Annotated in this window: 20 protein-coding genes; 6 read left to right on the top strand and 14 right to left on the bottom strand. The window is 28.8% G+C overall.

Annotated features, from left to right (window positions below; genetic code table 11):
* The 5 genes from AAEO58_RS11080 to AAEO58_RS11060 form a co-directional block, all read left to right on the top strand.
* On the top strand, nucleotides 1–1912 hold a 1912-nt coding region (locus AAEO58_RS11080; protein WP_341683441.1), incomplete at its 5' end, for a T9SS type B sorting domain-containing protein.
* Nucleotides 1913–1962: 50 nt separating this feature from the next.
* Nucleotides 1963–2868: a PorP/SprF family type IX secretion system membrane protein gene (locus AAEO58_RS11075; protein ID WP_341683556.1), complete on the top strand. Its 906-nt coding sequence runs from the start codon at nucleotides 1963–1965 to the stop codon at nucleotides 2866–2868.
* Between the two features lie 10 nt (nucleotides 2869–2878).
* A complete protein-coding gene (locus AAEO58_RS11070) occupies nucleotides 2879–4843 on the top strand; it encodes an OmpA family protein (RefSeq protein WP_341683440.1) in 1965 nt (654 codons plus the stop codon).
* Between the two features lie 757 nt (nucleotides 4844–5600).
* A complete protein-coding gene (locus AAEO58_RS11065; RefSeq protein WP_341683439.1) occupies nucleotides 5601–6275 on the top strand; it encodes a hypothetical protein in 675 nt (224 codons plus the stop codon).
* 49 nt (nucleotides 6276–6324) lie between these two features.
* Nucleotides 6325–8271: a T9SS type A sorting domain-containing protein gene (locus AAEO58_RS11060; protein ID WP_341683438.1), complete on the top strand. Its 1947-nt coding sequence runs from the start codon at nucleotides 6325–6327 to the stop codon at nucleotides 8269–8271.
* Nucleotides 8272–8883: 612 nt separating this feature from the next.
* Here AAEO58_RS11060 and AAEO58_RS11055 read toward each other — a convergent pair.
* From AAEO58_RS11055 to AAEO58_RS10990, 14 genes are all read right to left on the bottom strand, one after another.
* Nucleotides 8884–9543 carry a LysM peptidoglycan-binding domain-containing protein gene (locus AAEO58_RS11055; RefSeq protein WP_341683437.1) on the bottom strand — a complete coding sequence of 220 codons (660 nt, stop codon included), beginning with the start codon at nucleotides 9541–9543 and terminating at the stop codon, nucleotides 8884–8886.
* 11 nt (nucleotides 9544–9554) lie between these two features.
* Entirely contained in the window at nucleotides 9555–11261 is a 1707-nt protein-coding gene (locus AAEO58_RS11050; protein ID WP_341683436.1) for an amidohydrolase family protein, read from the bottom strand.
* 180 nt (nucleotides 11262–11441) lie between these two features.
* A complete protein-coding gene (locus AAEO58_RS11045; RefSeq protein ID WP_341683435.1) occupies nucleotides 11442–12944 on the bottom strand; it encodes a caspase family protein in 1503 nt (500 codons plus the stop codon).
* A gap of 166 nt (nucleotides 12945–13110) precedes the next feature.
* Nucleotides 13111–15420 (bottom strand): helicase-related protein, encoded by a 2310-nt coding sequence (locus AAEO58_RS11040; protein WP_341683434.1) that lies wholly within the window; start codon nucleotides 15418–15420, stop codon nucleotides 13111–13113.
* Nucleotides 15387–16286 (bottom strand): HamA C-terminal domain-containing protein, encoded by a 900-nt coding sequence (locus AAEO58_RS11035; protein WP_341683433.1) that lies wholly within the window; start codon nucleotides 16284–16286, stop codon nucleotides 15387–15389. The genes AAEO58_RS11040 and AAEO58_RS11035 overlap by 34 nt, the downstream gene beginning before the upstream one ends.
* 73 nt (nucleotides 16287–16359) lie before the next feature.
* The gene (locus tag AAEO58_RS11030; protein WP_341683432.1) at nucleotides 16360–17040 is read right to left on the bottom strand and encodes a hypothetical protein; all 681 of its coding nucleotides are present in this window, start codon (nucleotides 17038–17040) and stop codon (nucleotides 16360–16362) included.
* Nucleotides 17041–17186: 146 nt separating this feature from the next.
* Nucleotides 17187–17930: a caspase family protein gene (locus AAEO58_RS11025; protein ID WP_341683431.1), complete on the bottom strand. Its 744-nt coding sequence runs from the start codon at nucleotides 17928–17930 to the stop codon at nucleotides 17187–17189.
* On the bottom strand, nucleotides 17927–18358 hold the full coding sequence (locus tag AAEO58_RS11020; protein WP_341683430.1) for a hypothetical protein: 432 nt from the start codon (nucleotides 18356–18358) through the stop codon (nucleotides 17927–17929). Before AAEO58_RS11020 ends, AAEO58_RS11025 begins: the two co-directional genes overlap by 4 nt.
* 190 nt (nucleotides 18359–18548) lie before the next feature.
* Entirely contained in the window at nucleotides 18549–19325 is a 777-nt protein-coding gene (locus AAEO58_RS11015; RefSeq protein ID WP_341683429.1) for a DUF1883 domain-containing protein, read from the bottom strand.
* Nucleotides 19326–19548: 223 nt separating this feature from the next.
* Nucleotides 19549–21180 carry a hypothetical protein gene (locus tag AAEO58_RS11010; RefSeq protein WP_341683428.1) on the bottom strand — a complete coding sequence of 544 codons (1632 nt, stop codon included), beginning with the start codon at nucleotides 21178–21180 and terminating at the stop codon, nucleotides 19549–19551.
* A 408-nt stretch (nucleotides 21181–21588) separates the two neighbouring features.
* Nucleotides 21589–22560 (bottom strand): CBS domain-containing protein, encoded by a 972-nt coding sequence (locus AAEO58_RS11005; protein ID WP_341683427.1) that lies wholly within the window; start codon nucleotides 22558–22560, stop codon nucleotides 21589–21591.
* Between the two features lie 18 nt (nucleotides 22561–22578).
* Nucleotides 22579–23325, bottom strand: coding sequence for a DUF6602 domain-containing protein (locus tag AAEO58_RS11000; RefSeq protein WP_341683426.1), 747 nt, complete (start codon nucleotides 23323–23325; stop codon nucleotides 22579–22581).
* A 29-nt stretch (nucleotides 23326–23354) separates the two neighbouring features.
* A complete protein-coding gene (locus AAEO58_RS10995; RefSeq protein ID WP_341683425.1) occupies nucleotides 23355–24614 on the bottom strand; it encodes a hypothetical protein in 1260 nt (419 codons plus the stop codon).
* Nucleotides 24615–24896: 282 nt separating this feature from the next.
* Nucleotides 24897–25598 carry a hypothetical protein gene (locus AAEO58_RS10990; protein ID WP_341683424.1) on the bottom strand — a complete coding sequence of 234 codons (702 nt, stop codon included), beginning with the start codon at nucleotides 25596–25598 and terminating at the stop codon, nucleotides 24897–24899.
* Nucleotides 25599–25946: 348 nt separating this feature from the next.
* Here AAEO58_RS10990 and AAEO58_RS10985 point away from each other — a divergent pair, with 348 nt between their 5' ends.
* Complete coding sequence (locus AAEO58_RS10985; RefSeq protein WP_341683423.1) at nucleotides 25947–26267, top strand: hypothetical protein; 321 nt, start codon at nucleotides 25947–25949, stop codon at nucleotides 26265–26267.
* Nucleotides 26268–26668: the final 401 nt, after the last annotated feature.

The following is a 26668-nucleotide window of genomic DNA, read 5'->3' as shown; positions in this document are numbered from 1 at the left end:
TACAACAGCTACACAAACTATCAATGTTCAAGACACAACAGCTCCAGTAGTTACAGGAACAATCACACCAGCAACAGCTGAGGGATGTTCGGCAACAGCTGCACCAGCAGCAGTTACAACTGTATCAGCTTTAGAAGGATTAGGATTAACTATTGCAGATGCTTGTACTCCAGATGCTACTTTAGTAGTAACAAGTGCAGATACATCAGTAGGAACTTGTCCGATTGTAGTTACAAGAACGTATACGATAACAGATGCTTGTGGAAACTTTACAACAGCGACACAGACCATCAATATTCAAGATACAACTGCACCAGTAGTAACAGGAACTATTCCTGTTGCAACGGCTCAAGGATGTTCAGCGTCAGCTGCACCATCTCCTGTTTCGACAGTAGTAGCTTTAGAAGTGTTATTTGGTATTTCAGTTTCAGATACATGTACTTCAGATGCTACTTTAGTAGTAACAAGTACAGACACATCAGCAGGAACTTGTCCGATTGTAGTTACAAGAACGTATACGATAACAGATGCTTGTGGAAACTTTACAACAGCTACACAAACTATCAATGTTCAAGACACAACAGCTCCAGTAGTTACAGGAACAATCACACCAGCAACAGCTGAGGGATGTTCAGCAACAGCTGCACCAGCAGCAGTTACAACAGTAACAGCTTTAGAAGGAATGGGATTAACAATTGCAGATGCTTGTACTTCGGATGCTACTTTAGTAGTAACAAGTGCAGATACATCAGTAGGAACTTGTCCAATTGTAGTTACAAGAACATATACGATAACAGATGCTTGTGGAAACTTTACAACAGCTACACAAACTATCAATGTTCAAGACACAACAGCTCCAGTAGTTACAGGAACAATCACACCAGCAACAGCTGAGGGATGTTCGGCAACAGCTGCACCAGCAGCAGTTACAACTGTGGCAGCGTTAGAAGGAATGGGATTAACTATTGCAGATGCTTGTACTTCAGATGCTACTTTAGTAGTAACAAGTACAGACACATCAGCAGGAACTTGTCCAATTGTAGTTACAAGAACATACACGATAACAGATGCTTGTGGAAACTTTACAACAGCTACACAAACTATCAATGTTCAAGATACAACAGCACCAGTGTTTTTAGGAAACATGCCAAGTGATTTAGTATTAGAATGTAGTGATCTTATTCCTACAGTTCCAACATTAATTGCAGCAGATAATTGTAGTATTGCAACAGTAGTATTTGATGAGCAAAGAGTCGATGGCAGTTGTGCAAACAACTATGAGTTATTCAGAACATGGACAGCAACCGATGCTTGTGGAAATGAAACAAGTTATACGCAAATCATTGATGTACAAGATACAACAGGTCCAGTATTTGTAGAAACACTGCCTGAAGATGCCTATGCAAATTGTGATGGTATTCCTGTAGCTCCAACATTAACAGCTATTGATAATTGTGGAACTGCAACAGTTACTTATACTGAAACAGAAGTTGAAGGAGATTGTAGTAATCGATATTCTTTAATAAGAGAATGGACTGCAACTGATGAATGTGGTAATCAAACTACGCATACTCAAACTGTTTACTTAGCTTGTTATGTAACCGTTTATAATGCAGTTTCTGCAAATGGAGATGGATCAAATGATGTTTTCTTAATTGAAGGTATTGAATGTTATCCAAATAACACTATTGAAATTTATAATAGATGGGGTGTTTTAGTATATGAATCTAATGGTTATAATAATACTGATAAATCGTTCAAAGGATATTCAGAAGGAAGAACTACAATTTCTCCTAATCAATTATTACCAACTGGAACTTATTTCTATATTTTGAAATATGAGTATGACTTATATGGAACAAACCAGCAAAATATTGAAAAAGCAGGCTATTTATACCTTCAAAGTAATTAATAATCATTATGAAACAATTTATTAAAAACAACAATAAATTAACTATCCTAATGTTGCTATTTATAGCAACATTAGGGAATGTTAACCAGACTTTTGCTCAGCAAGATTCTCAGTACACTAATTATATGTACAACACTATCAATGTCAATCCAGCTTATGCGGGTAGCAGAGGTGTTATGAGTCTTTTTGGAATGCATAGAACTCAATGGGTAGGTTTAGACGGTGCTCCTGTAACAAACGTAGCTTCGATAAACACACCTATTAATAATTCTAATTTTGGAATAGGTATATCGTTTGTTAATGACCGCATTGGTCCTTCTGATGAAAATGCTATTTCCGCAGACATCTCCTATACTATTCCAACTTCAGAGACCTATAAATTGTCATTTGGAATAAAAGGAACTGCCAACTTATTAAATGTGGATTATACCAAACTAAACATTTATGACCCTACAGATCCACAATTTCAAAATAATATTGACAATAAATTTTCTCCTAATATTGGAGCCGGTATTTACTTCCATTCAGATAAATTATATGCCGGATTATCGGTTCCAAATTTTTTGGAAACAGAACATTTTGATGACAATCTTTCAGCAACAGCTAAAGAAAAAATGCATTATTATTTAATTGGTGGATATGTTTTTGATTTAAGTGATAATATCAAATTCAAACCCGCTTTCTTATCAAAAGTAGTAAGTGGCGCTCCTTTACAATTAGATTTAACAGCAAACTTTATGTTCAATGAGAAGTTTATTTTGGGTGCTGCTTGGCGCTGGGATGCTGCACTAAGTGGATTGGCAGGTTTTCAAGTTAACGAAAATTGGATGATTGGTTATGCTTACGATGCAGAAACAACCAAACTTGCCAACTATAATTCAGGTTCGCACGAAATTTTCTTACGCTATGAGTTTAAAGGCAAAACAGAAAAAGTTGTTTCACCAAGATTTTTCTAAAAATTAAAACATGAGAACAAAAATAGTGGTTATAGCCGCATTATTACTAAACGGATTTTTAGTAAATGCGCAAGAGGTAAAAACAAGTAAAGCAGATAAGAATTATGACAAATTTGCTTATGTGGATGCCGTTAAAACTTATGAAAAAGTTGCCGAAAAGGGGCATAAATCTGTAGAAGTTTTTCAAAAATTAGGTAATGCCTATTACTTTCAGTCGAAATTAGAAGAGGCTAATAAATGGTACACCGAACTTTTTGCTATGAATCAAGAGGTTGAATCTGAATTGTATTTTAGATATGCTCAAACGTTAAAAGCTGTAGGCGATTATAAAAAAGCAGACCAAATGATGGAAAAATTCTATCAAAAAAGTGGAACGGATAATCGTGCAAGAATTGCTAAATCTCAAAAAGATTATTTAGCAGAAATCAAGAAAAATTCAGGCAGATATCGAATTCAAAATGCAGGAATTAATTCAGAATTTTCTGATTACGGAACTGCCTTTTATAAAGATGAATTAGTATTTGCTTCGGCAAGAGATACAGGAAGCATCAGTAGTAGAAAACACAGTTGGACCAATCAATCCTATACTAATTTATATGGTGCAAAAGTAACCGATAACGGAAACTTTGAGTCGCCAGAGAAATTCTCTAAAAGTGTAAGTTCTAGATATCATGAATCTACAGCGGTCTTTACCCAAGATGGAAATACTATGTATTTTACTCGTAATAATTTTAATAATGGTAAAAAAGGCAGAGATAGCGAGCGTACTATTCTATTAAAATTATACAAAGCCACTAAAGAAGGTGACAAATGGACGAACGTTACTGAATTACCATTCAATAGTAATGAATATAGTGTGGCGCATCCGGCTTTAAGCGCTGATGAAAAAACATTATACTTTGCTTCAAATATGCCAGGAACAATTGGCGGTGAGCAATCTGATATTTTTAAAGTAAGTATTAATGCTGACGGAAGTTATGGAACACCTGAGAATTTAGGTGATAAAATTAATACTGAAGGTAGAGAAACTTTTCCATACGTTACTGATAACAACGAATTATATTTTGCTTCAGATGGACATCCAGGACTGGGTGGATTAGATGTTTTTGTGACCCAATTAAAAGACGATGGAAGTGTTGGAAGTATTAAAAACGTTGGTGAGCCTGTGAATAGTAAAATGGACGATTTTGCCTTTTTAATTGACAATAAAACTAAAAACGGTTTTGTTTCTTCTAACAGAAAAGAAGATAATTTAGGCTATGATGATATTTATAAATTCACTGAAATTTTGCCTATTCCAAAAGATTGCGAACAGCTTTTAACCGGAATTGTAGTGGATGAAGAATCGCAAGAACCTATTGATAATGCAAGAGTGGTTTTATATGATTCTTCAGAAAACAAATTAAAAGAACTAACTTCTGATGCACAAGGGAAATATGACTTTGGTAAAGTAGATTGTGATACAAAACTTAAAATTAGAGCCGAAAAACCAACTTATAACACCAATGAAATCTCTGTTACTATTCCAAATGAATCTGGAGTAACCGATTCAAAAGTAGCTTTAGAGTTAACCGAGAAACGTCTAAAAATTGGAGATTCTATAAATACAGCTTTAAATATAGATATTATTTACTTTGACCTAGACAAATCAAACATTCGCCCAGATGCGGCTGTGGAATTAGCTAAAGTTTTAATTTTTATGACACAAAATCCAACTGTAAAAATTGATGTTCGTTCTCATACTGATTGTCGTCAAACTGCAGCTTACAACCTTGCTCTTTCAGACAGAAGAGCAAAATCTACCATTGCATGGTTGATTAAAAATGGAATTGCAGCTGATAGATTAACTGGTAGAGGTTATGGAGAATCGCAATTAGTAAACGATTGTGGTTGTGAACCTACTAACGAATCTAATTGTACTGAAGAACAACATCAAAAAAATAGAAGAAGTATGTTTATCATAAAGAGTTTGTAATTGTTTGTTTTTAAAGAGGAGATTAATGTCATTAACGTTGTTGTAGGGGTACGATAGTTTTTGACAGCTCCTCTTTTAATAATTTTCATATAAGTAAATAATGAATTAAAATAATCTAATAGAACAAATTTTATTAAAATATTTTTTTTAAAAAGATAGATAAATTAGTATTATTAATTTTATGGAGAAGCTTTAATTTACCAAAAAATTAATTGGATATTTTGGGGGAAATATTCAAAGTAGAAAGCTTAGAAAAATTAATCTTAAATAATTTTCTATTTTCAGCTTCTCCATTAATTATATTTATAAAAATGAAAAAATTTAATAAAAAGTGTTTTGTTTTAATGTTTTGTTTTTCATCTTTATTTCAATTTGTTTTTTGTTATGGTTTTAAAATAAATAATTTGTTTATTGATATAAGAAAAAATAGTTTAATAATTACTCTGTTATTAGTTTTATATTATTATCATTATTTCCAGTTTAAATTAAAAAACCAAATTAGTTTTAAATGGTTTACAAAAAATGAAATTTTCTTTTTTTTGTTAATATTTTTAATTTTATTTTATTCATTTATAATTATTTTATTATCAATAATTATTTTATATAGCGGAAATTCATATGAAATAAATGAAAGAATAATTTTAATAACTCATTTTTTTTTAGTGCTTATTTTAACTCATATCTTTTCACTATTAACAATTATTGTGACAAAGCATTTTTGTAATGCTAATAACTATAAAAATAAATTTAATAAATTATGAAGAATATACTAATTATAAATGTTGCTTATTTACTTTTTACTACTTTAAGTTTCGCGCAAATAGGAATAAATACAACTAATCCAACAAAAGATTTAGATGTTAATGGGGAACTTAGGATTCGTAATCTTCCTTATCTAATAAGTTCTGAATTTTTAGCATCTGATAATTTAGGAAATATTGGTAAGTATAACCCTTTGTTAATTTCAGAGATAAGTTCGGTAATAGCCTCAAGTAATATTGACGTATTAATAAATACCTCAACTATAGTAAACAACATTAATTTAGGTTTATCAACTACAATTTTTATTCCTGCAAACAAAGAAGCAATAATAATAATAGACTATTCTGTTCCAATTGGAGTTTCTTCTTTTACAAATCCAATCGGATATTATGGAATTACATTTAGAAAGAATGGTTCTGAAGAAGTTGCAGGTTCAAGAAAATTTTCATTTAATATTAATGAAAATGCAAATATGGTTACTGTTTTTAATCATTATGTTGAAAATTTTACAAGTTCTTCAATTGACAGATACATAACTTACTCCCTTAATGGGTATGTTGAAACTCATAATAACTCTTTAAATACTTTTAGGTTCAATATGTGGGATTCTTTAGGTGAAAATTATAATTGGGGTAAGGCAACATTATCTAAAATGGTTTATTTGAGATAAGTTCACTTTATCTACATTCTAGAATAACAATTTTAATATTTAAATAATTATGAAAAATAAAATACAAACGTTATTAGTGTTAATGCTTTTTTTTATTAGTTCTAATGCACAAACTCCTAAAGATTATACTATTCAAATATCAACAGAAATAGTTAATTCTCCACTTGGAATTAAATTAAAATGGCCTTTAGATGTTAACGCAACAAGTTATAATATTTTTAGAAAGCAGATAAATTCAAATGTGTGGTCTGTTCTTGCAAGTAATCTTCCAGGTAACACAACTAATTATACAGATGAAAATATTGTATTAGGTAGTAGTTTTGAATATAAAATTAAAAAAGTTTCAAATGTAAATGCAGAGTCATCAATATATGCGGGAATTGAAGTACCTGCTATTGAGAATAAAGGAAAACTCATTCTTTTGATAGATGAAATTCATGCTCCCTCATTAATTTTGGAAATAAATAGACTTATTGATGATTTGACAGGTGAAGGTTGGATTGTTTTGCGACATGATATACCAAGTGGGAGTTCTGTTACTTCTGTAAAGACAGTTATTCAAAATGATTATAATTCAGATCCAGTTAATACAAAAGCTGTTTTTATTTTAGGACATGTAGTTGTGCCATATTCTGGAAATATTGCGCCAGATGGACATCTTCCAGATCATTTAGGTGCTTGGCCAACTGATTTATATTATGCAGATATTAATGGGAATTGGACTGATACTTCGGTTAATAATGTTGGTGCAAATAGAAATGAAAATAAGAATATTCCAGGTGATGGAAAGTTTGATAATAATGTAATTCCTTCAGATATAGATTTACAAATTGGTAGGGTAGATTTTAATAATCTTCCAGTATTTTCAATTTCAGAAACTGAATTATTAAGAAGCTATCTAGAAAAGAATCATAATTATAGAGTGAAAAATTTTAGTGTTAATAAAAGAGTTTTAATTGATGATAACTTTGGCGCTTTTGGTGGTGAAGCATTTGCTTCAAATGGTTGGAGGTTGTCTAGTATTGTTGGTTCTACTAATATAAGTAATTTAGACTATTTTTCTACTTTGCCATCAAATTCTTATCAATGGGCATTTGCTTGTGGAGGTGGTTATTATAATTCAATTAGTGGGGTTGGAGACTCAAATAATTTTACAACAAGTAATCCTCAGTCTATTTTTAATTTGTTTTTCGGGAGTTATTTTGGTGATTGGGATTCGCAAAATAACTTTATGAGATCTTCACTTGCTTCTGGAACAGCATTAGTTTCTGTATGGACAGGAAGACCTCATTGGCATTTTCATTTAATGGGTTTAGGTGAAAACATTGGTTTGTCTGCAAAAAATAGTCAGAATAATTCTAATACTTATGTAACTAATTATTATTCAAGAAGTATTCATCAAAATTTAATTGGTGATCCAACACTAAAAAATGATATTGTGGCACCCGTATCTAATGTTTTGGCAACAAATTCGAGTGGGAATGTTATTTTAACTTGGTCTATTTCACCTGATGTTATTTTGGGGTATTATGTATATAAGAAAAATAACACAACTGGGTTTTATGATAGAATTACTCCTACAATTATTACAACAAATTCATTTACTGATGTGGGTGCAATAGAAACATTTAGTAAAACTTATATGGTTCGAGCTATAAAGTTGGAGAATGTTGTTTCTGGGACTTATTATAATTTGAGTTTAGGAGTATTTAATGACTACACTCTAGAAAATGCGTTATTTTCTTTACATAAAGAGTCAATTACAGTGTATCCTAATCCTTCTAATGGTAATAATATTACAATTACATTTTTTTCTTCAAAAAATAAATCGACTGAAATTAAAATAATTGATTATTCTGGTAAAGTTCTGTTTGCTAAATCTATTTATTTAATCGAGGGGAATAATAATTTTTATTTTACAGATTTAAGTTTTGCTAAAGGAATTTATTCAATAATAATTGATTCAACTATTCAAAAATCAATTATTATAAATTGATTAGATTTTTTTTAAAATATTAAATAATGCAAGTAGTAAGAATGAGCGCAATTTTGAGCTCATTTTTTTGTTTTATAAACTATTGAAAGTTGTATGTCTTATATGGCATTTGGAAGGTTTCTAGCATCAAAAAATTATTCTCCAATAGATTCTGATTTACAAGATGATATTGAATAATTTTAAGAATAAAATTCAATCATTTTCTAATGACGTTGATTATTTTTTCTTTTCTTTCAAAACGTGTTCAAAATTGTGTTCACTTTGCAAATATCATAAAAAATTAGACATAAAAAAGCAGAATAAAATTGCTCTAATTATGCTTAAAATCTAACTTTTCGATTTTTAAAAAACTTGTAACGAGAATGGGAGTTGAACCCATGATCTTCGGGGTTATGAATTCGGCAATCAGTAAATTTTAAACCTATTTACTGGGCTTCCGAGACCAAAATTTACTAGTTTTTTATAAAATCGTGTTCAATTTCGTGTTCAGGAATAGAACTTGATTAATAAATATTTCTGTGTTTTTTCTAATTGTAAAAATAAGAAATAAAAAATTAAAATTTTGATTGTTTTTAAAAGTTCTTAAATTTAAAAATTATGAAAAAAATAGAATTATATAAGATCTGTAAATCGACCCCATAGAATATCTGGTCTATTAAATACAGTTGGGGATGTTTCTTGAATGCAATCATTATATTTTTTGTCATTTCCTGAACTACAATGAATTACTTTAGTCATTTTGCCGTTTTTTATTTCAGAAACAATTCCTACATGACCAATTTTATTTCCTGCTCCATAGACCACAATGCAACCTACTTCAGGTGTATCAATTTTGTTAAATATACCTGAAACACTTTTTATATCAGCTTCCATAGAATCTGTAAAAATCCAACCTCCAAATTTTTGGTAAAATGGAATATCTGTTTTTCTAGAAATTTTAAATACCCAACAAACAAAACCACTACAATCACATTTTTTATCAGCTGTTGGTAGGTTTAATTCAGGCTTCATGCCTCCAGAACCTAATTTATATCTTATGCCTTTTCCAATAGCTGATTTTGCTCTGTTCATAAATAAAGAAACATCAGTTGTCTCGGTTATGATTATTGGTCCAGGTACATCTTCAAGATTAGGAATCTTAATTAATTGATTGACATATATATGATTTGGATTTTTAATTGTTGGATTGAATGCCATTAATAGTTCCACAGTGCAATTAAATTTTTTGGCAATTTTTGATAAATTATCGTTTGGTTTAATTTTGTACATCATAGCTTTACGGTTTAGTTTTTTAAATAATTTATTGGATTATTTCTGGCAATTAAATCAAATTCCTCAGAAGACAAATTAGACATTGTTTGAGCAAGTAAATCTTTTTCCGAATTATGGTTGCGAACTACATAAAAATCGGTGCCAAATAATACTTTATTTTTCAATGACTCATTTCTTAAGGTATGCTTTAATAGTGGTATAATTTCTTGGTCGTGGATGATGTAGCTTAAATCGGCATAAACTTTAGGATATTGCATCATTAAACTAGAAATTATAGTATACCAATCTGCATTTTTCCAAATATCCATTAATCCACCATATGATAGATTTGGGTTTTGAGGATTGAGAAATTCAATACCATTTGAGTTATTGGACATTTTGTGTGAATAATTATCTCTATCTCTTTCTAAAAATTTTTTCCATTCATCATCCCCACCATAGTGACCAAAACAAATTTTTAAATTAGCTAAATCAGAACTAATGCTATCAGTTGCTTCCGAATAACCAAATAATTCAAACAGTTCAGGTTTATTGCATTTTTTTATCCATTCTTTTAGTAAAAAAGGGTTCAACAAGCATAGGTAATTCAATGGATGTGTGAAGTCAACTGTGAAATCAATGTTTTTGCTTTTTGACAATAACATGTATTCATCAGGAATTTTAACATCTTTTATGATTGGATGATAGTACCATTCTTTTCTTTTGTAACCTCTATAAAAAATAGTACCCCTTATACAATGTGTCATGATGGGTAAATTATTATCCGCAGCATATTTCCAAAGAGGAAGTAATTTTTCATCAAATGGATAATATCCTAATGCAGGATAAATTTTAAATCCTGCAAAATTTTCTTTTTCAATGTAGTCTTTGATGAAACATTCTTCTAATACTACTTTGCCGTTGTTGTTTCTCCATTTAAAAAAATCTGCATAGCCGACATTTTCTCTTCTGGGATCTACAAAAACAAATGGATGAATTATTTGAGGATTTTTTTGTTTTAGCTCTTTTAATTTTTCCATTTGTGTTTGGTAATTCCCTTCAGGTTTTACATCACCAGATCTCATAAATTCCATATCCATAGGCAGTACGACAAATTGTGTGTCTTTTGGATATTGGTCTTTTAATCTTTTAAAAATTGTTTTTTGTTCTTTGTAGTAAGCGAATCTTCCAATGCTGATATATCTAGTAATGAATTTTAGTTGATCTTCATTAATGAATAACAATGAGAATTTTTTGGAGTTTCTAAATATCATCATTGCTATTTTTCGCCCATATGGTATAGCAATTAATGTAAAAATTATTATAAATATTTGTAAAGCATCTATTTTTAGACACTCAAACAGTTTAATTTGGTATAGTTTCACTAATAAAAATTCAAGTAATTCTATTTCTTTAAAGAAATATTTGAATAGAATGTAAGATGAAAATATTACTAATATAAAACCAATTAAATCGACTAAAGTCCTAATTAACCAGATACTTTGCCAGAAGAGTTTAAGTTTTACCAAGTTTTTTTTTAAATTACTATTTTGAAAACTAAAATTAGACTTGTAGGGACTATATTTACTGGTAAACCAAAATTTACAAATTCCAATAATAAGAGGAACTGTGAGAAGTCTATATAAAATAGCAGGCATGAATTTTTTTCCAATATAAGGTGGAATATTTTCACCTGTAAAAATATGTGTATGACAGTTTATGATTGGGTTTTGATTCATTATTAAAATTTCTTGAAAATTATTGATAATGTAATCAATTGTCAATGCGTATTTATACTTAATTTGAGTAAAGTATCATCGTTATAATATTTATGCAGATGTTATTGCGTAAATTAACATAGCAAATTTCTACTGTTGTAAGTGTAATATTAAGTGTCTTACCATATATTTATTTTGAGTTTAATTCAAAAATTTTATAGATGTACCAGATATTTTTTTTAATCCTTCAATTGATGAATCTATAAGTTCCAAACATTTCATGTCTCTGTTAGGATTAATAATTAATTCCATATTCTTCGTACTAATTTTTATGGAAAGCCCGCTATATGTTTGATATTCTATTTCTCCTTTTAATTCATTATCACTAAGCTTACCTCCATCCTCATCAGCAAGATTTTCAAATTTTTCTACTAATTCATCAAAATCAATATTTCCTTCAATAGGTATAACAATTTCATCGATTTGATTAGGAAAAATATCATCAAAGTTTTCAGGGAGTTGATTCCTATTAACTCTAATTTGTAATTTTCTAGTTACTTTAGCTTGACTTGGATCAAGAGGATTTTGTTCTATTTCTATAAAAAACCTAAAAACATCATTTTCAACATTTCCATATCCAGATTCTGCACCATACTCAATTTGTCTTTTTCTAAATGATAAGACTTCTTTAGTATTCACATAAACTTCTTGAATTTCATCTTTTAATTCTTGTTCAAATAGACTTTGAATAAAACTATTTCCCGAAGGACTATTTTTTTCGGGAATAAAATGATTTTTTTTGAAACCTTGAGCACTTCTAATATCTAAAATTATAATTCTTCTCAGAGTTATTGAGTCAAATTTAAGACTAAGTTTAGGAAACTCTTGATTTATTTCTAACTCAGGTTTTTCAATCTTTCTAATTAAAAAATCATTTGAAGAATTGATTTTAGCAAATGGTTTTTGAGTATTTCTGAATATTGTTTTTTGTGTTATATATTTAGGCACAGAATCACTTAAATAATTTTTAAGGGTTGTGTCGGTAATAAATTCATCCTTAAGTATTACTTCTGGAACATTTCCTTTCAAAGCTTCAATTAAATGCCATGTCCAAATACCATGCTTTAACACATCATTCGGGTATGATTTTTCTCCAGGAGAACATGACATGAATATTGCATGATATTTTTCTGATTTAAGAAAATTTTCTAGTTCTCTATTATTGAAATTAGAAATTAGGTCTCTTGCAACTATATTATTTTTTAGATAGGTTGAGCAAGAATCTAAAAATATTAAACTTTGTGTACATTCTGATGCTTCTAATGGGTCAAGAAGAATCTCTTTAATAGAGACTGTTGTTCCGTCTAAATTATCAGGATGTGAATCCCAACAGGTTAATTTATTATATCCATTTTGATAAAATCCATGACCAGCATAATAGAAATAGAATCTATTTTCTTTAGTTAACTGCCTTATATGATATTTCAATTCATCCTCTAAAGCTGATTTTGTTGCATCTTTATCAGTCCACATTAAAATATCTTCTTCTAAAAGTCCAAAATCTTCTTTGAGTAATTTTTTAAATTTGGAAGCATCATTACGTGCATATTTTACAGAGTTTATTCCTGTTTTTTCATCAGAGAATCTGTAGTCTTCAATAGCGATTATGATTGCAAATGATTTTTGTTTAATATTGTCTATCATTTTATATAATATTTCAAAAAATGTATTAGATTCTTGATTCTGTTATAAAATACTTAATTAATGGATTGTTTTTTATTTAGATGTATTTAAGTTTGTATTAGTGCTAATTTTTTTTTGAAAACAGAAATTCAATTAAGTACTGAACCTACACTTCTCCAAACTACTTCTATTCGTTTGTGCTTTTATCTGTTCCGTTAATAATTGTTTCTATTCTGTCAAATATTTTCATTTCGTAATTGTCAAAATTAGCTTTAGTGTCTTTCGATTTTTCTTCGTTTTCGTAATATTCTAAAACACTTGAAGGCACTCCATAATCACTTGCAATTCGTCCGTTTTCTGTCAAAGCATTATATTCAAGTTTTAATAAAAGTCTGTCAATACCTGCAATGTCTTCAAATTCTTTGGCATTATCTTGAGCTTGTATAAAACGATACATAATATTGAAAACCCCAAGATATTTTACAACTTGATACTTCAATGTGTTATAAACAAATTCGGCTGTGTCTGAAATGGCTTTATCAATTTTTACATTTTGAGAAATCTTATACTTAATAGAGCCAATAAAACCGCCAGTCAAATAAAAATGCAATAAATGAGTGAGTGTCGAAAACTCTCCATTCAACCCTTTATAGTCGATTAAAAATATTAATTTCTGATTTTTTACTATTGGACGAATTACTTTCAAGATAACTTGAAAGCCATCATAGTCTATGTCCAATTTGTAATTAATAATTTTAATAAGTGTTTTAATTGATTCTATTTCTGAAACCGATAATTTTTTAATTTCATCGTAAAGTGTAATCTTATCAAGCCTACTAACAACTTTGTATAAGTTGAATATCTCATCAGGAATTCCTCTCCTTTCTTGTTCTTCTTTTATATTTGTTTTTCTATCTTGGTCAGCTTGTGAGAGAAATTCGTCCTTGGAATAGAACAAATCTATTTCGTCTTTTGGTGCTTGTAAATCATAGTTTTTATGTTTTATTCCTTCGGGTTCGGATTCAATTGCCTTCATAAAATCGTTTTGAAGTACTATTACTCTTCCAGAATAATGATATAAAAACCTACCGGCTCTTCCAGCAATATTTTTGGCATCAAATTTCTTAAGTTCTTTATCTCCTTTTTTACTGTGTAATACAATTAAATTTTTAGCAGAAGTATTTACGCCTTCTGTAATGGTTGTCGTTGACAACAACACTTTTAGCTGTCCAGAATTAAATAATGATATAATTTCTTTTTGAATATACTTTGGTATTAAACCGTGGTGAACTCCAATTCCCTTTTGCAATGCTTTTATTATTGTCCAATCTCTGCTGAAATTTTTAGATATATGTTTAATGAAATCTGAATAATCATTATCTGAATGATCATTGAAAACATCTGACTCTAAAAGAGTTGTAGCGTAGGTTTCTGTGTAATTTCTCGTCGAACAGTAAACGATTGTATTTTCGTTTATTTCTTTTATTTTTTTGACAATTTCAATTAGTCTATCTGTCTTCTTATTTGTCTCAAAATCAAATTCTAAAAATTTATCAACATCAATATGCTTTTTTGACTTAATATCTTCATATGATTTGCTTACAATTTCATACTGATTGTAGTTGATTAATTCAATTTCGTTTTGAATCAGAAATTTATCAAATGAGTCATTATATCCTGTTTTTTGAGAATCATAAAAGTCTATATATGGCCCAGCTAATAAAACATCAACATTATTTTCTAAAGCGTAAAACACTGACAAACGATATGCAACATCTCTTTCATTTTCTTTTACTTCTTCATCAAGTAAATATTCGTTGTCAATTTTATAAATCTCATCAATAAAAGCGAAGTTAAAGACTACACTTGTTGGATTTTTTTCTTTAAACGACAAGAATCGTTCAGGGGTATAAATGAATAAATTATTTTCTTCAAATTCAGTTACTTCACTTAGAGTATGAATTTTGTACTTGCTTCTAAAATATTCATAGTTGTCATCGGATATTAATTTTTCTAAATTTTCGGAAAGCAAAGCAATAGTTGGAAAAATTAAAACTACGTTCCCATAGTTCATTTTTTTAATGATTTCAAAAACAATATGTGTTTTTCCAAATGATGTGCTTGCTGATAAAAAATACCTATTCAATTTTCCAGTTTGAAACAAATCCATAATCTTCATTTGATATTTATGGACTTTTAAATTCTCATTTGTGTGTAAAGTACTTTCGTAAAGTAATGAGGAAAAAGTGTTTAAATTATATTCTTCTATGTCTGTTGCTTGATTGAATTGGCTATTCAATATGTCGAAGTAATGCGGTATTCCAGCAACATTTGAAATATACTTTAGAAATTTTAAGTCAGATTGGTTTAATGAATCATTTTTTATTTCGTTGAAATAATCGCATACGCATTTAATAAGAATATCATCAGATATTTCTTTTGAATTGAATTTATTGATTTGTCTTAGGACATTAGTGGTTTCTTCAATTCTATCCATTTGATTACTTCTTCTTTAATTGCTTTTACGTCTTTCATTGGAACCAAAATAAAAAAAATAGAGTAGTCAACTGTTATGCTGAAAGTACTCGCTGTGTATTTTTCTTGAATGTATTTTGGAATATTTTTAATGCTATCATCATAACCTAAATCGTCTTCTTCGTACAATAACATCATTGGGTAAACCAATTTCATATTATGTTGGCTAAGCTCATCAATTATAGATAAATAAGGATTTTCTTCCCAAACTTTTATTACCGTTTCTATCTTAGAGCCTTTATAGTGGAGGTTATTAATTTGGTTTGAAATTGCAAATACATTTGTTTTCAAATATTCATCAGAAATAGCTTTGTCAATATTTTTAAAAATACTATCTATTCCAGTTTTATAGTTTTTATGAAATTTTACTTCTCCAAACCAAAGTTCCGTTTTATTATTATTTTCAATCAAATGGTAAGAGTCATATCCTTTTGTTTCTGAATTTTCTAATGGATTATAAAAGTATCCTCTTGCAATCAATGGTTGAGATTTAAATAAAACATACAACACACTAAACAAAATTACCTCTCCTAAAAAGCCATATTTTATTTTTTGGTCAAGGTCTAAATCTGGGTTGTATTTTAATCTTTTTTGCAAGGCTATGAAGTGTAACTTGTCATAGTCCTTGTTCTCAATTTCAAATTCGTTAAATGAATATTCTAATATGGAGTTATAAATAATTTCTGTAAAGTCGTTTTTGTTTATTGATTTGAAACATTGGTCATTGTCAACTGAAACAATAGTCTTACTTATTCCTGCTTTCGGATTTGGCAAGTCATATTGATAAACAATTGTTTTCTCTATAAGGTCAAGTAATGATTGTCTCATTTGTTAATCTGTTGATGGTTTGTAGTTTCTCTCATGGTATAACCCTAGACTACGGTCAGCATAAGTCTTCTAATTAATAATATTCGAATTCTCGTTCTATTTTTTGTTGAAAAACTCCACCGTTATCAAATAATTCTTCATAGATAGAATTAAAATTATGGTCAAGTTTAATGTTGTCATAAAAAAGTGTTGATTTTTTATTATTAATCAAATCTTCTACAACGATCTCTTCTTTTTCTGAATTACTATAAGAATATGTAATTGTATTATTAATTTTCGATTGTTTAAAATTTCCGGTTTCTTCTGTCTTTATAATTTTGTTGCTTTTATCAAAATAAAACAATTTACTGAGCGATATATTGTAAATATTAGATTTTGAAACTCTCTTGTATAAAGAATCGGTAATTTTTTCAAAATAACCTTCTGCTTCAAGTTTATTATTTTCTGGATTAATACTTTCAAAATATCGTTTTTCTTTATTTTTTGAATTATAATTAATAATTTTATTTAAGAATCTTTCGTTAGGTGATTCACTTTTAGTTAAATTATAGTATTCGATTTTTACTAAAAATCCATCTTTGTCATAATATGATATACTTTTGTCAATATTTTGATTTGAAAAAGTAATTATTTCTGTGACTTTTTTTATATTACCTGAATAATTAGAAAATTTTAAATCATTAATGATTACATTTTCTTGACAACTTACAAGTGTATGTAATAAAATAAATATATAGCAAAGTTTTATTTTCATTTTTTATGCGTTAAGTTATTGAATTCTCCTGTTGGTGTTTAAATTTTTGCTAGCGTACTGAGGATTTGCGACTTTTGTAAACTTCGGAACCGATTATTTTTGTAAATATAAAATTCCCAATTGCGCCAAACGTGAGTTAGCGGATGTTAAAATTTTACAGGTGTAAATTTTACTGATAATGGAAAATATCTCATTCTCTTTTCTGGCATCATAACTGGTTTTTGTTTTGTATTGAAATTATCTTTCATAAATAATATTCCTGATTGATGAGCGTTTTTAACTGTAAAGATATTACTTGTTTTATCATTTTTGAACCAATTTCTTGAAACGGCTAATAGTGAATATATATATGCTCCGCCTTTTTCACTGTCAGAAGAAGACTGATTCTCACTTGCAGAAAATAAGACTGAAATACCTTCTTCAGCCCTCATAACAATATTGTCAAATAATTGTCTTGTCGAACTTGACCTACTTGAAAAACTCTCAACAGCTCTTCCAAGACCTTTAGAAAGTGATTCATTTAATGGACTGATATATCCTCTACATGAATCAATTATTATGGTTTGTCTATCTGCTTTAGTTTCCAAATCATAAATTGATATATCTCCATCACCAACTTCTAAATACTGAGTATTATTTTCATTTGTATTTATCCATCCGTGCCCAGAGAAGACAGTAAAAGTATAATCAGCTGTGTTCAAAAAATTATTTACAGCTGATTTTACTTGATCAATTGTTGGGTTGCGTAAAGATTTTATTTCACTTGGTTCCCATTCACCACCAATTAAACTTGTTAGGTAATTTCTCAAATTTGAATTGTCTTTACTTGGACCTGGAAGTTCTCCAGATTCAGTATCGTCGCAATATATTATTAATGCTCGTCTTATCATTGTAAAAATCTATTTATTAAGTTTTTTAGTTCTGTTGAATAACAATCTGAGTTTTCATATGGCACAGAAGGATTATTCCAACAATCTTTATGTACCCTGATCCAACTTCTGATGTTTATATGGTTTTGTATTTTAGTTTCATCATATTTATAATATTTACATATTCGTTCAATGTAATTAAACACTAAATTACAATAATTGTCATACCTTAAATAAATTTCATCCGATGAATCTCTGTTTTCGTTCCAAGTATTTGTGAATTTTGGATTTTCTAAATATGGATATTGAATTGAAATTTTTAAGATATTATCTAATTGGTCATTCAAATTTTTTAAATTATTTCCTCTATTTATAAAAAGTGTTACTGAAGTTGCTATTCCACTTGAAATTAGAGTTGCTATTGCTGCTGATGTCAAATCCATATTCATATTCTGATGTTTTTTTATTGTTTTTTGTCTCGTCACAATAATATAGGTGAACGTTTTATGGTTTGGAGATGTGGTGGATTTTTAGCACAAAAGTTCAATAGAATTACTGCTGTTAAAATTTGCTCAAATGTTTTATAGAACCACTTCTGCTGCCATATTGCCTAACTAATGTTGTGTGTCCGTTATTTTTTCATGAGTTTTGTATAACTTCTGCAATTTCACTTGCAATTTCTTCAACAGTATATGAAGAAGTATTTCTCGCCAACTTGTCAGCCAATGAAGGGCTAAAGGCGATGACTTCTTTTTTTGTAATGTTGTGCCAAATAGGTAAAACTATTTGTTCTCCACTTACTGATTTTGTTATTATTCCGTCAAGTTCATAATTTGTCCATCCTTTTCTTATAAATTCTTTTGATAAAACCACAATTCCGAACTTGCTATTAGCTAGTCCCTTGTCAATTTTCCGTCTCAAACTATCTCCAATTTTTAGTTCAAACTCGTCATACCAAACTGAAAGTCCTTCACTTTTTAATGCTTGAGCTAACGGCCTAACTACTTCATCCTTGTCTTCGGAAGCATGAGAGATAAATACATCATATTGTTTATCAGCTTCGTTTGAATTGTCGAGAGGATATTCATCATTTTTATGTACTAATGAAGGAACTGTTGATAATGCTGGTTGTCTAAATTCGGGTAAAGCACTTGGTATCATTCTAATACTTGAGCGTACACTTCCTCTTAAACCCTGCATATCCACAGTTACGTGCCAATTACCAGTGCTTGGAATAGAAAGTCGAACTGGTGATTGTTTTGCCAAACCTCCAAAATATCTATGTTGTCTACCATTTCGATAATTTTGAAAATTTGAACTGTCCATTAGTCTTACATTAGCAGCACTACCTGATAAAGTAATTTCTACAATTTGTCCCCTTTCTTTTCTTCCTAAGTCGTAATGAGTGAAATTCATAAAATCTAAAAGTATTTGTTTAAGTTTTGTTTCTTATTATCTGTCTGTTAGCATGACACACAACGTTTTGCCGCTTTGCGAAGGCGGGGATTTTCAGCACTAAACTTTATTAGATGCACAAAGCTTAAATTCAGCACTTCACTGTCATAGAAGCACGAAACACCCGCTTTTGCAAAACGGCTGTTAGCTGCTGGGCTTCTTTCTTCGTGGTTTTCAAGTCGTCTCATAATACCTTAAGTTCTTCAGGAAAAATGCTAAATGCGTCTCTGAAATTATTTCTTATCCACTCCTTCATTTCTTCGTCTTTATGATTTGATGTTAACCAATTATAATCGTAGTTAAATTCTCCTTTTTCTTTTATCCACTTCATAATCATGTCGTATGTGGTGTTGTAAGTATAAAATGATTGGAAAGTGTCTACAGTATTCTGTTCTGAATAGTTATCAAAAATCATTGGTCTTATTTCTCCACCATTGTCGTCAATGAATAATGCTCTATGTCTATTGAAGATTTTTTCTACAAGTTCAAGATTAAGCTCCTTGCTTGCCTCACTTGTCATGGATTTTCCTGTCCAACAGAAAATGCTTGGATATTTTAATTTGTCTTGTTGGAATCGAATGTATTTTGCTGCGAAAAGCCTTATTGCTAAGTTTTCAGGTTTGAACTTCATTTCGCTTTCCTCTGAAAGTAGATTTCGAATTGATTCATTGTTCTCAGACCATTTTGCGACAATTGCACTCCCATAAAGAGGTGTGAAGCAAACTATTTCTTTGCATAGTTGCTCACAAAGGTTTATGTATTCATCTCTTGAATATTCTTTAACCGCCTGAGTCCATTTTGTCTTTTCCTTTTTTACTGCTTGACAAAGCATTATGAATCTTATTCCGGGGTCATTTGAAATAATGAAGGATTCGTAATGCAGGATTTCATGAGGAAAACCGTCAGTTGGGTTAATCGAAATATCACAGAGCAATAAGAATAAACCAATAATAGAATTGTTCAAATTGTCTGGTCGGTCAATTTGTGTAATTTTCAAAAAGAGGTCGAAAGCTTCAATGTATATACCATGCAGCATTCCGAGTTTCTCAAAATCACTATACAAATATTTATTTTCCGAAGCAATTGCTAAATATTGGAGTTGATTAAATCTTGCTTGACCTTCATAAATAGCTCTCGTCCCAAGCGGTGAAATTCCCATGCTTGAATCGATAAAAAAGCCTTGAACTTTATCCTTTTCTAACTGTTGAAATCTTTTGTGCCACTCGTTAACTTGCGGGAGAAAGCTATATTCTCTGTCTATTGAAGCTGCAAGAGTATTTATTGAAGATGACCACAATATATGAAAGCAATGCCCCATGTGAAGGAAAAAGCGTTTATCAGTTACTATTTTATGAATATTCTTGTTATCAAGGATAAAGGCTTTAGCATAAATTATATCATGATAATTATTTAGAATTCGATTAACTTCCTGATTGTCGTGCTTTCCTGTCGTTGAATAATAATATTTATCATATTCAACTATCGATTTAAACTTTTCATTTCTCTTTACTAGTATGTTCAAGTCTTGGTGAGCTGAATGAGCAAGGGCTGGATAGCTTAGACTTGTTAGAAAACCTAAATGAGAACCTACATGTTGCCACCAATGAATATTCTCGTGCATAAATGTCGAAAAAGCCTGAATTCTCTCAAAACTCATGTCGTCCTTTTTTAATGCATTATGAATATCATCACGGAGTCTTATTACGAACTGCATAGGACTATAAGTTCCTTTAGATTTGGTTCCATTCAAAGAGGAGTCCAAATCCGTTTCAAGGAATTCGTCTGTGTCTAATAATTTAGGATTTAGTTCTGTCATGTTGCTCGTTATGTGTGGTCTCTTAGCCTTGCAGCTAACTAGTAAATATCATTAAATTTATACTGCTTAGATTTATAGTTAGTTTCCAAATTAAATTTATTTTAAAAATAAAAGCAATACGTAAAAACACGTAATTTTAATGAGAAAGGATTAGCATTATTATAATAAAAATGAAGATTGTTGTAAACATAATTACTTGGTAGCCCTTGAGTAGTATGAATTTGTTAGGAGGAAATATAAGGCTCATTAGCGAAGAAAAATAATATATGATGCTTCTTTTAATTTTATATTGGCAAGTTCTATTTTTTATGGGTTTCATTTTAAAATTATACCAAATTAAATGCTATAAAAATCATTAAATTTTATCTCTATTAGAGATTTGGATATAGAAGTATTTTAAAATAATTATCAATTATATTTTTTTAATTCCATTAAAAATTTAGCCATTTTGTATAAATCATTTCTTTGCTCACTTGTTATACCTTCAGGGTCAAAATGCATTACATCATTTCTAATGGCTCTAATTTTATCTAAATGCTTAATGAAATATGATCTTTCAATTTTTAAATTTAATTTATCCCAATTTTGTGGGTTACTTAAAATGAAAATATAGTCGCCAAATGACAAATCATCAATAAATTCAATATCTTTTTCGTTGTTCTTACAAAATGTTTTTAATTCTTCTATCAAAAACTTTTTATCAAGTAATTGTCTAATATGATTTTCGATTTGTTCTAAAAGTAAAAAAGGTTCCGTAACTAACAAAAATTGATTGCTAATATCTGCAATTGTTACAATACCTGTAATTGTTTTGTCATTTTTAGATACTAATACAAATTCTTTATCTATCACAACTGAAATAGCTTCAAGAATAGGTGTGTCATAGTTAAGTATTGTAATATCAGTTTTTATATATTCTTTTACATCTTCTGAATTAATTCCATTTGATAGAGCACAGCCAATTGTATCCCAGCTAACATAACCAATTACGTTTCTAACTCCATTCATAACGGGTAATTGTGAATAGTTATTTAGCATCATTAGTGTTATAGCTTCTTTCAATTTAGCCTCTCTAGTAATGGAAATAGGTTCATTATTTGATGAAGGTAATAGTTTTATTCTTTGAATTGGGTCTATACCATTTTTTGTTGTTGCCTTTTTTTTATGTTTTAAAATAATTGTGCCATCTATCCATCCGTTGACATAGTTTGGCTCAGTTTCAAGTTGATTTTCATCTAAGAATCTATTTATGAACCAAACATTACCAGATGTTCTTTTCTCGCAACAAAAATAATTTAATAATTCACGAGGAGTTATTTGAAACTCTTTATCATTTTCTTTAATTTCATTAACTATTTCTAGAAATTCATCTTTTATCATTTTATCTAAGTGTTTATATTAAAAATTTTCTCTAATTCTTACTGATTTGTCAATTGGAAACCATAAGTAATTATTTTCACTTACTGAACTATCAGTAATCCAATCCATCAAATTCGAAATAAAAAAAGAAAATGAGAGTTCATTTATTTCATACAGATAATGTGGCAAATTGTCTAATTCAACTTCTTGATTCCAAAATTTATAGAACCAATTTTGATTAAAAGAAATATGATTAACACAATATAAATTTCTATTATTTTCTAATTCATCAAATGGACTTTTAATATGATTAACTATAGCTTCTAAATTATTTATTTTAGATTCATATGAAAAGATACCATTAAATAGCTTTTTAGATTTGTCAATTCTTGCATCAAAAATGAATTTTCCATTTTCATTTGCTTTTTTTATAACATTTTTAACCCCTTGATTTGTTATGTTTGCTTTAACCTCAATTATTCCTAAAACCGCATCAGCAGTTAAAATCACAAAATCATTATCTTTGAATAATACAGGATATGAAGTGTCATAAATTATTAAATCAATCTGTTTTGATGGTTCGTGATCTCCTCTACATCTTGTTTGTCTGACAACAAACCCACTACCAATTTTATATTTTTCAGGTAAAAATCTTTGAATCATTGTTTTTATCACTGCTTCTTGATGTCTACCGTCTTCACCCCAATGACTAACCAAGTTTCTTACCCTATCCTTAATTGCTAGAAGTTCTTTTGCTGTTGATTTATGAAATTCGATAGTATCCATAATTATTTTTAATTGATATTTTAAGGTATTTAAAAATCATTTTTATTGTATAACAATACATTTGAAATAAGATAGCGTAGCTTAAACTTCAAATCAAAATCCATATCTAATAGTTCAGCTTTTTGACAAATATTCAATAAAGCTGATAAGTTTTCTATATGACCAGATTTGTCTTTAGAAAATAAATCTCTAAGCTCTTTTATATCTTTAAATACACTATTTCCACTTAAAATTCGTTCCGCAATTTTGTGTCTTAATTCATCGTGATTAGTAGTAGTTTTATAAAAATGATAGTCTGTTTTAAAATTATCAATATGCTCAAATAAATCTGAAATTGAAGAAAATAGATTTGCTAAATTATCTTTGTTGATTGTATGATTAGCAATTTTAGTGTATCTTATTTTATCATCATCTTTTTTAGGATAAAGATATATTTTGTTATTATTTGAACTATTTGAAATGAATTCTAAAGTGTTATAAACACCCAAAGAAGTATTTCCTTGATCTTCATTTCTAATGGATATTGATGGTTTTATAAAGCCAAAATTTTCTAATGGTATTTTCTTATCTAAAGTTATAATTAAATCTATTTTTGATTCTGATAAATAAATTGAAGAGATAATAAACTTAGTTTCAGGTTTATTAGTTTTTATCTTAAATAATTCAAGAGCAGTAAAAACGAAAGATTCGGAAATACCATATTCTTTGTAAAAATCAGTATTTATACTTTTTAGGTAATAATTTTCATTGTTTTTGAGAAGTCTAAATTTTTTTGTTTTAATGTCATTAGGGTTGTTTTCAAAATAATTTTCCCATGATCTATTCAGATCATCTAAAAGTCTATTCTTTTTTCCCTCTTTGTTTAGAGATTTTACGTATTGCGACAGACTTCTATTTTTATAAAATAAATTCAAAGAATCATAAATTGCAGCAGCTTTTATATTTTCGTGAACCAAACCATCTTCGTCTGCGCCTTCACCAATCAAAAAGTAATAATCATTTTTATTTTTTTCTTTATTAAATTCTATCAATGTTTTAGCATCATTCTCTTTTACATTTAATCTAATTAATTCAAAATGATTTGTATAAAGCTTAATTTGTTCAAATATTATATCGATTTTCTCAATTTCGATTTTAATACTTTTATTCAGGTTGTATTTATTTATAATAAATTCTTTTAACTCAGAATCTTTAATCAATGATATTAAATCATCTGAATAAATAAAATCATTTGAAATTATATTAGCTATTGAATAATGTTTTGTTCGGAAAAAATCATAATTGTTCATACTAAATTATTTAAAGATTTATTAAAATGCAAAGCCTCATTTTTTTCTAAATTGATTATGTTTGAATAGTTAATTCAGAAACGTTAATCATTTGGTTTGTGTTTATGAGGTTTTAGAAATGGATGATAGTTGTATTTTTATAAATTTTAACTACTTTAATTCCTTAATACTTTTTTTTCGTAGCCTTATACTGTTGTGATTTGTGAAACTGAATGCATGACATTATGGGTAATTATTTTGTTCTCAGTCTTCAAAATATCTGATTGTTTTTTTGATTGAACATTATTCTTTTTCTCTTCCTTTATCTCTAATCGTAATCGATAAGTCCATCGCGGCATATCTGTTTTCAGCGTGTTTGTAAGTTTTACCTAATTTGTCCCAATCCCCATCAATATCGGTAAAACTTTGATACCATGTTAAAAATGGTTTGTCTTCAACCTTGCCGAGATGTTTTCCAACTATTGAAGAAACAGTACCAATTAAATTTGTAATATTTGAGAATTGATTGGCATCTTTAATGAACTCTGCTAGTTTACCCGCCAAGTCTTTGTAATCGCTATCGTTTTTTATGTTTTCCATTATTTTAGCTACATCTCTCAAGCTTTGTTTCGATTTTATAATTGATGTCATTACATGGACTTGCGATGGAACTTTTTCTTTTTTCGTCTGCTTCCAGTAGAAAATTGTTTTATCAATTGACAAAGCATCACCATCATCTACTTTTTCAAAACCTTTTAGTTCTAAATTAATGATTTGATTTTCCACATCTGATACTACTAGTGTTAGAAAATAAATTTTCGCTAATCCCGGGAATGGAAAAATTTTAGCTGTTTTATTATCTTTAATAATGATATGAGATAATCTGATTTCTAATCCACTAATTTTGTCTGAACCTAAGATGTCACCATCTTTTGTCGTGAAATCATGTGCTGCCTCTTTAAAGCTGTGTTCTTCGGTGTATAAATTTTGAAGTAAGTTAAGCATAGTTCTTGTGTTTTAATTTTAATAAAATTATGCTTAACTAAGTGATTTTACAATACGTGTTTTTACTTAAATTTTAGTTTAATTATTGTTTGTGTTTTTAGAAATCAAAGTTGTTTTTATTCTCAAATTTTGATTTTCTACAATTTTTTTATTTAAACCAAAAGTTAAATTACGTATAAATACTATCTGTATTACACGTTTTGATGTATTTTCTTGTAAAATTTTTTTGTTTAACGTGTTTTAATCCTCTGAATTAAGTATAAATACTTATAAAATGTAGTAAAAACACACATTTTACAACTCTTTCAATGTCTTTAATTTTGACCATATAACTTTAAAATATTTAATATGAAATTAGATGAGAATACAGGTGGTATTATAACATTAGAGCATGCAAAAAAACTAGTTATTGCATTTGATACAAAATATAATGGGGAAATTAATTCTTCGTTTATAGGTTCAAAAAATATAGAAGACATTATGAAGCAAGATGGTTGTGTAGGACTTAGAATTTATAATGGTTATGATGAAGAAAAGCAAAGAATTAGTTTAGTTTTGATTGGTGTTGATGCAGATGGAAAAGAAATATTAGATGATGGAATTATTTATGATGACTTGGCGGTTTGCCCACCAATTTGTCCAATTGAGACGAGTCTAATGAATAAATAATTAAATTTGCAAAGTAGGTATAAAAATTGCCTACTTTTTTTATGAAAATTTTGTTGATTTTTACGATTTTATACGGTACTCTACCTTTCATTTTCTTCCAAATTATTAAAAAGAACTTAACTGGATTAAAAGAAATCTATCCTTTTATTTTAACAGTTCTAATTGCTAGTTTATATGAGTTTTTAGGGACTATTATTTTAAAAATTAGTTTCGAAAAATGGTATTTAATATATAAAATATTAGCATTTTTAAGTTTGAATTATTTTTTTTATTATTTATTGGACAAGGCTTACAAGTTTATTTTTTTATTGTTTTGTGGTGTTTTTGGATTATTAGTTGTTTTAACCTTTAGCTTGTGGATTGATTTTAATTTTTTAGATTTAAATTCATATTTTTGTAAA

Origin of the sequence: Flavobacterium helocola (genome assembly GCF_038289885.1) — a bacterium.
GTDB classification, from domain to species: Bacteria; Bacteroidota; Bacteroidia; order Flavobacteriales; family Flavobacteriaceae; genus Flavobacterium; species Flavobacterium cheniae.
Note: the sequence above shows the minus strand (reverse complement) of the source record. Positions and strands in the feature narration are given on the sequence as shown.